This window comes from Streptomyces sp. NPDC107522 (assembly GCF_055657525.1).
Map to the genome: position 1 here is coordinate 586,758 of NZ_JBVKAU010000003.1, position 11,804 is coordinate 598,561.

Genomic DNA, 11,804 nt, shown 5'->3' on the forward strand with positions numbered 1-11,804 from the left:
CACAGCGAGGGGCCGGCGCGGGGGCGGGATGATCCGTTCCGGCCCTCTCCCCACAGCTCCCCATCCGCAGCACACTTGACCAAGAACGCCGTTGCCGCCGGAGGGGGACATGACATGCGGGACAGCCATCGGGTGGATGCCGAGCGGCTGTTGGCTCGGGCCGTGGAGGAGGAGGTGCGGCGCTCGGGCGGGCGCACCGACGGGCAGGTGCTGTTGTCGCGGGCGCGCGGGGCGCTGGACTCCATGGCGCAGGCGGCGGCGGAGGAGTACGAGGCGTACATCCGCGCGCTCGACGAGGCGGAGGCCGGCCGGCTGACGTTCGGGCAGCGGTTCGCGCGGGAGGGCGGCGGTACGCCGCTGCTGGTGGCGGGCGTCGCGGCGGTCGCGGCCGCCGTGTCCGACCTGGCGCTCGGCACCGGCGCGGGGACGGCGGTCGGCGCGGGCGTGACCGTCGGTGTGGTGGGCGCGGCGACGACGGTCGTGAAGGTGGCCGGCACGCATCTGCCCGCCGCACACCACCGCGCGGGCGCCGTCGGCCAGCCCGGCGGCCCGGAACAGCTGCGCCTGCAGTGGCTGACGGCGCTGGAGGTACGGGGCATCCGCCCGTTCCTCGACCAGCAGCGCGTGATGGCCGCGTCCACCGGGCCGAAGAAGAAGGGGCCCCAGCTGCGCGGCGCGGACAAAAGCGCGGCGGCCCGCGGCCGGAACGTGCTGGAGCAGTCGTTCGGCCAGCTCCCCGAGCTGATCGGCCCGTTCGCGGGCCGCAGGCAGGAGATGGCCCGCATCCGGCAGTGGGTGCAGGCGGCGCGGGCGAGTACGCAGACGAGGCCGACGGTCGTCGTCCTGCACGGGGCGCCCGGCAGCGGCCGTACGGCACTGGCGGTCCGCGCGGCCCATGACCTGAAGGACCAGTTCCGCGGCGCGTGCGTGGTGGACCTGCGCGGCGACAGCGCGGAGGAGCCCCCGCTCACCACGAGAGACGCGCTGCTGCATCTGCTGAACCGTTTGGGCGCCCCGCGCGAGCAGCTCCTGTTCCGTGAGCGCTCCTCGGCCGACCAGCACGTCAAACGGCTGAGCGAGCTCTACCACCAGCACCTCACCGGCCTCCCGGTCACCGTCGTACTGGACGACGCCTCGGACCCGGAACAGGTCCGCACCCTCGTGCCCGAGCGCTCCGACAGCCTGGTCCTGGTCACCGCCCGCGAGCCCCTCGACCTGCCCGCGGACCTCGCCGCCTGGGTGCACCAGCTGCCGGTGGAGACGCTGGACGCGGCGGGCGCGGAGGAACTGCTGAGCGCGGCGGCGCAGGATGCCTCGGGTCCGTACGACGCCGAATCCGCGGACCGGATACGCCAGTTGTGCGGCGGCCTGCCGCTCGCGCTGCGCATCGCGGGCTCGTCGCTGGGCCCGCGGTCACCGCGCACGCTGGCGACGGATCTGGGCGCGTACGGCCCGGTCGAGCCGGTCGAGCGGGTGCTGTGGCTGCGCTACACCGACCAGTCGGAGGCGGCGCGGCGTCTGCTGCGCAGGCTCGCTCTGGCGGGCCGGGCCTCGCTGGGCGCGGCAGCGGCGGCGGCGCTCCTGGCCACGGACGAGGCGGAGGCGACCCGCCATCTGGTGGCCCTGTCCCGGTCGGGCCTGATCGACCAGGTCCGCGGCAGCCGCTACCGCCTGCACGACCTGGTCCGCGCCTTCGCCCACGCGCGTCTCCTCGACGAGGAGGAGCCGGCGGAGCGTACGGCGGCTCAGGAGCGGCTGATCGTGAACTACGCGGAGCTCGCGGACTCGGTGCTGCGCCTGGTCGACGGCAACATGTCGACCCGCTCGGACCGTTTCAGCCCGCACGGCTTCACCTCGCTGGACGAGGCGCTGCGCTGGCTGGACGACGAGTCGAGCTTCATCACGGCGGCGCTGCGGCATGCGGAGGACGTGAACCAGGCGGCGGTGCTGAACCTGCTCGGCGCCCTGTGCGACTACTGCCTGCTGCGCGGCGACCTCTACCGCCTCGGCGAGATCAGCGAGCTGGCCCAGGCCGTGGACCAGGGCCTGCTGGTTCGCTCGGTGCAGTGGCGCACGGGCATCGCGGCCCGCCAGCTCGGCGAGCTGGACAAGGCGCGCACGACCCTGACCTCGGTGGTCGAGCTCTACATGGAGGCCCACCACGACGCGGGCGCGGCCCGGGCCCTGTGCTCCCTCGGCATCACGCTCCACCACCAGGGCCACCTCACCGAGGCGGCGGCGAAACTCCGCGAAGCCCTCGACCTGCAGTCCGCTCCCGCACTGGCGACGGACCGCGCCTGGACGATGCACGCGCTGGCGGCGGTTGAGCGGGACCGCGGCCGGGTGTCGGAGTCGCTGGACCTGCTGACCGAGTCCCTGTCCCTGCACCGGGCCGGCGAGTCGATCCACGGCGAGGCCTGGGCCCACTTCCAGCTGGGCCAGCTGAGCCTGCGCATGGGCGACGTAGCGCGCGCGGAGACGGAGTTGCGGACGGCGTTGGACTTGTACGGCCGTACCCGCGACGCCCGCGGCGAGGCCTGGGCGCTCACCCAGCTCTCCCGCGCCCGCCTGGTCGCCGGCGACCCGTCCCCGGCGGTGGACGGCCTGCGTCAGGCGGCCGCCCGCCACCGCGACAACGAGGACGCGCGCGGCGAGGCCTGGTCCGTCTACTACCTGGGCCAGGCCCTGGAGGAGACCGGCAACCTGGACCTGGCGGTCCGCGAACTGGAACGCTCCCGCACGATGTTCTCCCGCATGCAGGACGTCTACGGCCTGGCCTGCGCCCGCCACCACTCGGCCCGCGTCACCCGCGACCAGCGAGCCGCCCAGACCGGCTCCCTGAAGAACTCCGGCTTCGCCCGCCAGCTCCTGGTCGACGCCCGCGCCAACTTCCAGCGCATCGGCGTCGCGCACGGCGAGGCGTGGACGTGCCTGGAGCTGGCCGTCGTTGACGCGGGCAACGCCCGTACGCAGCAGGCGCTGGCCCTGTGCGACGAGGCGGTGACACTGTTCGCGTCGTACGGCGACCGCAGGGGCGAGGACTGGGCGCGGTTCCTGCGGGGCACGTTGCTGCCGTATGCGGCGCCCGGGGGTTTGGAGGTCGGGACGGCTGTGGCGCAGGAGGAACTGGCCCAGCTGTCCCGCGCCGGGCATCCACTGCGGGACACGAAGCTGGACGACTACGTGGAGGCGTACCAGCTGCTGCTGGAACGCGGCGTGAACCTGGAGGACGGCTGGCAGGCCTGGCGTCTCGGCATGGTGCCGAACCGGCATGCGCGGGAGGTCATGGGGGTGGGCGTGGCGGCCTCACGGGGGTGAGGTCGGCGGTTCGGGTGGCCGAGACAGCGCCGGTCCTCAGTCCTCGTACGGATCGACGAGCCGGATCGGCTGCCGGACCGCCTCCAGCACCTCCGCCGGGAAGTCCGGCCCCGGCACGTAGTAACGCGCCTTGGTGTTGCCCACGGCTTCGAGGAGGCCCGCCTCGGTGAGGGCGCGAATGTCCCGGACCGCCTGCTGGTTGCTCAGGTTCTCGGCGCGCTGGTAGCGGGCGCGGCGGACACGACCGGACAGCGCCGCGTCGTGGAGGGCGGTGACCTGGCGTTCGCCGATGCCGTGGCGCTCCGCGAACTCGGTGAGGTCGATCCAGCAGCGGTTGGAGCGGGTGATCCGGTGCCGCACCGACTGTGACTGCTGGTGGTAGGCGAGGAGGTTGAAGCGGATCCAGGGGGCTGTGTCGCGGTCGGGGGTCCACTCCTTGCCGCCTACGCGGCTGAGGACCTTGTAGTACTCCCAGGTGTTCTTCGGCTTGCCCAGCCAGGCCTCGATCGAGGAGAACTCGGGCGCGAGAGTACCGCCACGCGCGATCAGCAGGGTCTGCAGTGAGCGTGACATACGGCCGTTGCCGTCGGCCCAGGGGTGGATGCTGACCAGGTTGAGGTGCGCCATCGCGGCACGGACCAGGACATGGGTGTCGGCGTCACCGTGGTTGAGCCATTCGACCAGCTCATCCATGAGAGGCGGCAGCTGGTCGGCATCCGGCGCAATGTACGCGGCTTCCTGCGGGTCACCCGGCTCGTTGATCCACACTCCCCGTCGGCGGAACTGGCCTGCGAGCTTCTTCGGGTGATGGTGGCCCTGCAGCATCCAGTGCAGGGCGTTGAGCAGCCACACCGAGTAGGTGAACCCAGGCGCGTCGTGGAGCGACTGGATATATGTCATGGCGTGCTGGTACGCCAGCGTCTCCGCCTTGTTCTCCTGTGACGTGGCCACTTCCTGCTCGCCGTCGATCAGGTCCTCGACGTCGGCGGAGTCGACCTTGTAGCCCTCGATGGTGTTGGAGCCGGCGATGGCGTTCGCGGTCAGCGTCTTACACAGTCCCGCTGTCCACTTCGTCGGCGTCTGCAGGACCTGATGCCGCAACTCGTGGCGCATCTTGTCGATGCCCTCCAGCACCTCGCGGTCCTTCGAGGTGAGAGCAGGCGTGCGATACAGCATGATTCCGTGATACCCACAAGGCATCACGGAATCATGCCGTTAATGCATCACAAACGCCGGTCAGCCCTTCGCGGCCGCGTCCCCGGACTCTGCCTTCGGATCCGGGGCTTCCTTGAAGTCCACCTTGCCCATGTGCCGGTTCATGGACTTCATCAGACCCCACACGGCCACCGCCATCACCGCGAAGACGATGAAGCCGAGGACGCCAGGGGTGACCTTGTCCTCGTCCACCTCCTTGGCGAAGGTGGCGAGGTGCGTCATTGCCAGGCTTGCGCTTGCGCTCATGTCAGGCATTGTCGCGGATGCCCGCAAAGAGGTCGTCCTCGGGGAGGGAGGTATCGACGAGGGACTTCGCGAGCTCGTACTCCTCCGTCGGCCAGACCTCCCGCTGGAGCTCCAGCGGGACGCGGAACCAACCGCCGTCGGGGTCGATCTGCGTGGCGTGCGCGATCAGGGCCTTGTCGCGGATCTCGTAGAAGTCACCGCACGGGACATGCGTGGTGAGCGTGCGCTGCTTCATGCCGAACTCGTCCCAGCGCTTGAGCCAGTCGCCGTACGGGGACTCCATGCCCCGGTCGAGCATGGCCTGGTGCAGCGCCTCGGTGCGGGGACGGTTGAAGCCCTGGTTGTAGTAGAGCTTGAGCGGCTGGTAGGCGGGGCCGTACTCGCCCTCCGGGTACTTCTCGGTGTCCGCCGCGCCCTCGAAGGCCACCATCGAGATCTTGTGGGTCATGATGTGGTCGGGGTGCGGGTAACCGCCGTTCTCGTCGTAGGTGGTGATCACCTGGGGGCGGAACGAGCGGATCTGCTTCACCAGTTCCCCGGCCGCCTTGTCGACGTCCTCCAGGGCGAAGCAGCCCTCGGGCAGCGGCGGCAGCGGGTCGCCCTCGGGGAGGCCGGAGTCGACGAAACCGAGCCACTCCTGCTTCACGCCGAGGATCTCTCGAGCCTCGTCCATCTCCTTCTTGCGTACCTCGTGGATGTGCTCCTCGATGTACTTGTCGCCCTGCAGCTTCGGATTGAGGATGGAGCCGCGCTCCCCGCCCGTGCAGGTCACCACCAGCACGTCCACCCCCTCGGACACGTACTTCGCCATGGTGGCCGCGCCCTTGCTCGACTCGTCGTCGGGGTGGGCGTGAACGGCCATCAGTCGCAGCTGGTCAGTCAAGACTCAATCCTCGTAGTCGGCGCCCGGTGTGAACCGGTGCGATCGGCGGCTTCTATAGTGACCGAATCGGGGGGCGGATAATTCCGGGGTACGGGCCCCAGGCCCCGTTTTGGGACATCCGTCCCGCCCCGGCCGAGAGGACGATCATGAGTACGGCGAGCACGCGACTGCCCGAGGGCCGCTACGGCCGCTCCTCGGACGCGCGCGCCGACCGCACGCTCAAGGTCGTCGGCGCCGTCCTCGGGGTGGTGCTGCTGGGGCTGGTCGGCTACTTCGGCTACCACTACGTCGGCCAGAACAAGATCAGCGCCGAGGTGATCGAGTTCGACGCGACGAAGGACGCGGTCAAGGTCCATCTGGAGGTCCGCAAGGACGCCGGCGCCTCCGGCTACTGCACCCTGCGCTCCCAGGCGGCGAACGGCGCCGAGGTGGGCCGGGCCGACTTCCGCTTCGACGGCGACGCGAAGCGGATCGACAAGGTCGTCACGCTGCGTACGACGTCCCAGGGGACGACGGCCGAGCTGCTCGGCTGCCACGCCGACTGATCCGGCCGGTCGAGCCGGGGCGACGCCGGTCGACACCGACAGGCTGTGTCCGGAATACGTAGGCGCTGACCTGCGTTGACGTGATTCTGATGGCTTATGTCCTCCCCCTTCGGCCATGGAATTGTTAGGCTCGTGGTTTCGCCCATCCGTGAAGGAACATCCTTCTGGGTAGGGCGATGCTTTGTATTCCCAGTACCTACGAGGAGCACCTGTGACCCAGACCAGCGAGAACGTCACCTGGCTGACCCAGGAGGCGTACAACAAGCTCAAGGATGAGCTTGAGTACCTTACTGGTCCCGCGCGCACGGAGATCGCCGCCAAGATCGCGGCCGCGCGCGAGGAGGGCGACCTGCGTGAGAACGGCGGGTACCACGCGGCCAAGGAGGAGCAGGGCAAGCAGGAGCTCCGTGTGCGCCAGCTCACCCAGCTCCTGGAGAACGCCCAGGTCGGCGAGGCGCCGGCATCGGCGGACGGTGCGGTCGCGCCCGGCATGGTCGTGACGATCGCCTTCGACGGTGACGAGGACGACACCCTGACCTTCCTGCTCGCCTCCCGCGAGTACGCGAGCGCCGACATCGAGACCTACTCGCCGCAGTCCCCGCTGGGCACCGGCGTCATCGGTCACAAGGTCGGCGAGGACGCCGAGTACGAGCTGCCCAACGGCAAGAAGGCCTCGGTGAAGATCCTGAAGGCCGAGCCCTACAGCGGCTGACCCGGGCCGTGCGGCGGCTGACCCCGACCGACATGTCCTTGACCGGCCCCCGGCGCCCACGTGGCGCCGGGGGCCTTTGTCATGCTGCCGCCGAGCGGTACTTCCGTACCGCGAGGGTGCGGAATATGCCGATGATCAGGACCGAGTAGATCAGCGAGGCCCAGACCGGGTGCTGCATGGGCCAGGCGTCCGAGGGTGAGACCCCGGGGTTGCCGAAGAGCTCGCGGCAGGCCTGGACCGTGGCGCTGAACGGGTTCCAGTCGGCGACGTGCTGCAGCCAGGGCGTCATCCGGCTGGAGTCCACGAACGCGTTCGAGATGAACGTCACCGGGAACAGCCAGATCAGTCCGCCCGACGTTGCCGCCTCGGGAGTGCGGACGGACAGGCCGATCACGGCGCCGATCCAGGTGAACGCGTACCCGGTCAGGAGCAGCAGCCCGAAGGCGCCGAGCACCTCGCCGAAGCTGGTGTGGGTGCGCCAGCCGACCAGCAGGGCGACGATCGCCAGCACGAACAAGGTGAGCGCCGTCTGCACCAGGTCGGCGAGGGTGCGCCCGGTCAGCACCGCGCCGCGCGCCATGGGCAGCGAGCGGAAGCGGTCGATGAGCCCCTTGTGCATGTCGTCGGCGATGCCCGCGCCGGCTCCTGCGGTGGCGAAGGTGACCGTCTGGGCGAAGATGCCGGCCATCAGGAACTCGCGGTAGACGGAGGAGTCCGTGGTACCGCCGATGTTCATCGATCCGCCGAAGACGTAGCTGAACAGCACCACGAACATGATCGGCTGGATGAGCCCGAAGATGACCATCTCCGGGATGCGGGACATCCGGATCAGATTGCGTTTCGCGACGACCAGCGAGTCCCGGATCGACTGGCTGACGGGGTTGCCGGGGGCCGCGACCCGCACGGCGTCGGTGACGGCGCTCACTTGGCGGTCTCCTTGTCCTTCTCCTCGTCCTTCACCTCGGCCACATGTCCCGTCAGGGACAGGAACACGTCGTCGAGGGTCGGGCGGCGCAGACCGATGTCGTCGATCTCGATACCGCGGGTGTCGAGCTCGCGGATGACCTCGGCGAGAAGCTTCGCGCCGCCGGTCACGGGCACGGTGAGCTTGCGCATGTGCTCCTCGACCGTCGTCTCGCCCTTGCCGAAGCCGCTCAGCACCTCGGACGCGGGCTGTATGTCCTCACGCTCGTGCACCACGACCTCGACGCGCTCGCCGCCGGTGCGGGCCTTGAGCTGGTCGGAGGTGCCCTTGGCGATGACACGGCCGTGGTCGACGACCGCGATGTCGTGGGCCAGGTGATCGGCCTCTTCCAGGTACTGGGTGGTCAGCAGCAGGGTCGTACCGCCGGAGACCAGCCGCTTGATGACCTCCCACAGCAGCTGCCGGTTGCGCGGGTCGAGGCCGGTCGTCGGCTCGTCCATGAACATCACGGGCGGTGAGACCACCAGGGCGGCCGCGAGGTCGAGGCGGCGGCGCATGCCGCCGGAGTAGGTCTTGGTGGGGCGGTCGGCGGCGTCGGCGAGGTCGAACTGCTCCAGCAGTTCGGCCGCGCGGGCCTTCGCCACCTTCGCCTTCATCTGGTAGAGCTGGCCGACCATCTGCAGGTTCTCGCGGCCGGTCAGGTACTCGTCGACCGCCGCGAACTGGCCGGACAGGCCGATGGAGCGGCGTACGGCGTCGGGATGTTTGAGGACATCGATGCCCGCGACGACCGCCGAGCCGCTGTCGGGGCGCAGCAGGGTCGTCAGACAGCGGACGGTCGTCGTCTTGCCCGCGCCGTTCGGCCCGAGCAGGCCGAGGACCGTGCCCTCGGGGACATCGAGGTCGACGCCGTCCAGAGCCCTTACGTCGCCGAAGGTCTTCACCAGGCCTTCGGCATAGATGGCGCCTGGCATATGGGTCTCCACGTCGTTGGGGGATTACTGCCATGCAATGCAGACACACCATAACGCGATGTATCGCGTCTCTCAATGGACTTACTCGAACGAGTGACGAAACAGGTGACGAAGAGCGGCCCGCCCTCAGTCGATGACGGTGTAGCCCGCCTCGCGCAGGGCCTGGCCGACCTCGACGCAGTGCTCGGGGCCCTTCGTCTCCAGGTGCAGCTCGACCTCCGCCTCCGTGAGCCCGAGCCGTGGGTCGGTCCGTACGTGACTCACATCGAGGACGTTAGCGTCCACCACTGACAACACCCCCAGAAGCGTGGCGAGCGCGCCCGGCCGGTCCGTCAGCCGCAGCCGTACGGCCAGGTAGCGGCCCTGCGCGGCCATGCCGTGCCGCAGGACGCGCTGCAGCAGCACCGGGTCGACGTTGCCGCCGGACAGCACCGCGACGACCGGTCCCTCGAAGGCGCCGGGATCGCTCAGCAGCGCCGCGACGGGGCTCGCCCCGGCCGGCTCGACGACCAGCTTGGCCCGCTCCAGGCACAGCAGCAGAGCGGTGGCCAGCTCGTCCTCGGTGACCGTGCGGACCTCGTCCACCAGGTCACCGATGATCCGGAACGGCACGTCACCGGGCCTGCCGACCCTGATGCCGTCGGCCATCGTCGCCGGGTTGTCGACCGCGACCGGGTGCCCGGCCGCCAGCGAGGGCGGATACGCCGCCGCGCCCGCCGCCTGCACACCCACGATCCGCACGTCCGGCCGCAGCGACTTCACCGCCATCGCGATGCCCGCCGCGAGCCCTCCCCCGCCGATGCCGACGACGATCGTCCGCACCTCCGGGCACTGTTCGAGGATCTCCAGGCCGACCGTGCCCTGGCCCGCGATGATGTCGGGGTGGTCGAAGGGGTGGATGAACACCGCGCCGGTCTCGTCCGCGTACTCCTGCGCGGCGGCCAGCGTCTCGTCGACCACCTGGCCGTGCAGGCGCACCTCGGCGCCGTAGTCCCGGGTGGCGCTGATCTTCGGCAGCGGGGCGCCCTTCGGCATGAACACCGTCGAGCGCACGCCGAGCAGCGACGACGCGAGGGCCACGCCCTGCGCGTGGTTGCCGGCGCTCGCGGCCACGACCCCCGCCGCCCGCTCCTCCGGCAGCAGCCCGGCGATCCGCACATAGGCGCCGCGCAGCTTGAACGAACCCGTCCGCTGGAGGTTCTCGCACTTGAAGTGCACCGGCGCGCCCACGAGCTGGGACAGGTGCCTGCTGCCCTCCATCGCCGTCACCCGCGCCACGCCCGTCAGCATCTTCTGGGCGCCGCGCACGTCGTCGAGCGTGACGGGAGGCAAGGAGTCAGCCGTGCTGTAGCTCATGACACAAGTCTCGCAGTTCACAGGCGCGAAGCACCGTTGTGACCAAGCTCCGAGACGGGTTTGCGCAGCGCCGGTACACCCCGCGTCCGGGCCGCGTACCCTGTCCCCCAACCCAGCACCCCCTTCATGAAGTGAGCCCCCGGCCATGCCCACAACACCTGAAATGTCGATGGACATGACGACCGTCGCTGACAGCGGTCTCCTCGACACGCTGCAGCACGAGGTGGCGGTGTTCGCCCGTCGTGCCGAACAGACCCGGCTCGGTGGGGTCGGGCAGGTGCGCAATTCCATGGACCGCGCCGCATACCTGCTGCTCAACCGCCTCGACAAGGAAGGCCCCATGGGCGTCAAGGCGCTCGCCGCGAGCATGGGGATCGACTCGTCGACGGTCACCCGGCAGGTGGCGCCGCTCGTCGACACGGGGCTCGTCAAGCGGACCTCGCACCCGGAGGACGGTCGGGCTGTGGTGCTGCAGCTGTCCCCGCGCGGGCAGTCACGACTGGAGGAAGTGCGGTCGTCCCGGCGTCAGTTGATGGCCGAGCTGACACACGACTGGGCCCCGGAGGAGCGCGAGGCGTTCTGCACGCTCCTCACACGCTTCAACGTCGCGCTCTCCGCGCGGATGGCCGTCCAGGGGATCTCGGGCGCGGAGACGCCTACGCCGTCCTGAGGGGTGGTTCGACGGGGGGATCGGCTCACGCGACCGCACACCGGCACGCACGCGTGCCCGGGTGATCCGCTCCCGACTCTTGACCCCGGGCCGCCGCTGGCCTCATATGAAACCGGGCCCTCCTCTCGCACGCGACCGACGCGTCCCGTGCGGGGCGGGCCCGGTTCCTCAAGGGCGTTCAGGCGGGAGGGGCGGTGGGACGACGGCGTGCGACCCAGGACGCCCGCCGGGCCCGTGAGTTCGAGGCGTTCGTCGCGGGCGCGGCCGGGCGGCTGCTGCATGCCGCCACGCTGCTCACCGCGGAGCCGCCGGAGAACAACCCGCGCGCGAGGCGCCTGCTGACGCTGTCCCTCGCGCACACGTACGCGTACTGGGACCGGCTGCGCGGCGAGGACCCGTACGACCGCGCCCGCCAGTACCTGGCCGCCCGCTTCTCCCGGGCCGCCTGGCACCAGTACGGCGGCCCGGGCGCCCTCGCCCGGTTCCGCCCGCCCCCTGAAGGCCCGCTCGCCCGGCTTTCACCGCAGGAACGCCTGATCCTGGTGCTGCGGCTGTACGAGGGTGTCGCCGAGGAGCAGGTGGCCGCCCTGCTGGGCCTGCCCACGGAGCGCGTCCAGGCGATCTGCGACCGGGCGACGTCGACGCTGCTGCATCCGCCGCGAGGCGCCGCGCCGGCCGTGCTCGGAGCGAAGGTGGTGTCGCCGTGAATCGCCCCCAGCGGGAAGCGGCCGTACGGCGCCTCATGGAGGGCACGCCGCCGCCGGTGCCGCCGGAGCTGTACGCGGAGGTCGTGCGGCGCGGCGGCCGCATGCTGCGCCGCAGGACGGCCGCCGTACGCCTGATGTGGCTGCTGCTGTTCGCCGCGACGGTGGCGTTCGTGGTGTGGGCCGTGATGGCACGGCCGTGGGTGGAGCCGCCGTCGGAGACGACTCCACCGCTGACGGGCTGGTGAGGCCCCTC

Annotated in this window: 12 protein-coding genes; 6 read left to right on the forward strand and 6 right to left on the reverse strand. The window is 70.6% G+C overall.

All coding sequences use genetic code 11. The annotated features are described in order from the left end of the window. Window positions 1-114 precede the first annotated feature (114 nt). A complete protein-coding gene (locus tag ACZ7L6_RS12830) occupies window positions 115-3,318 on the forward strand; it encodes a tetratricopeptide repeat protein (RefSeq protein WP_471922906.1) in 3,204 nt (1,067 codons plus the stop codon). A gap of 36 nt (window positions 3,319-3,354) precedes the next feature. Here ACZ7L6_RS12830 and ACZ7L6_RS12835 read toward each other — a convergent pair whose 3' ends face one another. Genes ACZ7L6_RS12835 through mca form a run of 3 tightly spaced genes read right to left on the reverse strand, consistent with a single transcriptional unit; the run spans window position 3,355 to window position 5,641 of the window. Next, window positions 3,355-4,494 carry a Fic family protein gene (locus ACZ7L6_RS12835; protein WP_471922907.1) on the reverse strand — a complete coding sequence of 380 codons (1,140 nt, stop codon included), beginning with the start codon at window positions 4,492-4,494 and terminating at the stop codon, window positions 3,355-3,357. 60 nt (window positions 4,495-4,554) lie between these two features. Continuing rightward, window positions 4,555-4,788, reverse strand: coding sequence for a hypothetical protein (locus ACZ7L6_RS12840; RefSeq protein WP_471922908.1), 234 nt, complete (start codon window positions 4,786-4,788; stop codon window positions 4,555-4,557). Continuing rightward, window positions 4,781-5,641 (reverse strand): mycothiol conjugate amidase Mca, encoded by an 861-nt coding sequence (gene mca, locus ACZ7L6_RS12845; RefSeq protein WP_471923389.1) that lies wholly within the window; start codon window positions 5,639-5,641, stop codon window positions 4,781-4,783. Before mca ends, ACZ7L6_RS12840 begins: the two co-directional genes overlap by 8 nt. 167 nt (window positions 5,642-5,808) lie before the next feature. On the opposite strand from mca, the gene ACZ7L6_RS12850 reads away from it, so the two are divergent. Together ACZ7L6_RS12850 and greA are read left to right on the forward strand one after the other, a co-directional pair. Next, window positions 5,809-6,207: a DUF4307 domain-containing protein gene (locus ACZ7L6_RS12850; protein WP_471922910.1), complete on the forward strand. Its 399-nt coding sequence runs from the start codon at window positions 5,809-5,811 to the stop codon at window positions 6,205-6,207. A gap of 211 nt (window positions 6,208-6,418) precedes the next feature. Then, complete coding sequence (gene greA, locus ACZ7L6_RS12855; protein WP_433046678.1) at window positions 6,419-6,919, forward strand: transcription elongation factor GreA; 501 nt, start codon at window positions 6,419-6,421, stop codon at window positions 6,917-6,919. 79 nt (window positions 6,920-6,998) lie between these two features. Here the strand turns inward: greA and ACZ7L6_RS12860 are convergent, their stop codons facing one another. The 3 genes from ACZ7L6_RS12860 to ilvA all read right to left on the reverse strand — a co-directional run bounded on the left by ACZ7L6_RS12860 (window position 6,999) and on the right by ilvA (window position 10,174). After that, the gene (locus ACZ7L6_RS12860) at window positions 6,999-7,844 is read right to left on the reverse strand and encodes an ABC transporter permease (protein ID WP_471922912.1); all 846 of its coding nucleotides are present in this window, start codon (window positions 7,842-7,844) and stop codon (window positions 6,999-7,001) included. Beyond that, window positions 7,841-8,818 (reverse strand): ATP-binding cassette domain-containing protein, encoded by a 978-nt coding sequence (locus tag ACZ7L6_RS12865; protein WP_471922914.1) that lies wholly within the window; start codon window positions 8,816-8,818, stop codon window positions 7,841-7,843. Before ACZ7L6_RS12865 ends, ACZ7L6_RS12860 begins: the two co-directional genes overlap by 4 nt. Window positions 8,819-8,944: 126 nt before the next feature. Beyond that, window positions 8,945-10,174, reverse strand: a complete 1,230-nt coding sequence (ilvA, locus tag ACZ7L6_RS12870) for a threonine ammonia-lyase (RefSeq protein WP_471922917.1) — start codon at window positions 10,172-10,174, stop codon at window positions 8,945-8,947. Window positions 10,175-10,337: 163 nt separating this feature from the next. On the opposite strand from ilvA, the gene ACZ7L6_RS12875 reads away from it, so the two are divergent. The 3 genes from ACZ7L6_RS12875 (at window position 10,338) to ACZ7L6_RS12885 (ending at window position 11,796) form a co-directional block, all read left to right on the forward strand. Further along, complete coding sequence (locus ACZ7L6_RS12875; protein WP_433054797.1) at window positions 10,338-10,844, forward strand: MarR family winged helix-turn-helix transcriptional regulator; 507 nt, start codon at window positions 10,338-10,340, stop codon at window positions 10,842-10,844. A 194-nt stretch (window positions 10,845-11,038) separates the two neighbouring features. Beyond that, window positions 11,039-11,551 (forward strand): sigma factor-like helix-turn-helix DNA-binding protein, encoded by a 513-nt coding sequence (locus tag ACZ7L6_RS12880; protein WP_471922921.1) that lies wholly within the window; start codon window positions 11,039-11,041, stop codon window positions 11,549-11,551. Then, complete coding sequence (locus ACZ7L6_RS12885) at window positions 11,548-11,796, forward strand: hypothetical protein (protein WP_471922924.1); 249 nt, start codon at window positions 11,548-11,550, stop codon at window positions 11,794-11,796. The genes ACZ7L6_RS12880 and ACZ7L6_RS12885 overlap by 4 nt, the downstream gene beginning before the upstream one ends. The last annotated feature ends 8 nt before the right edge of the window (window positions 11,797-11,804 follow it).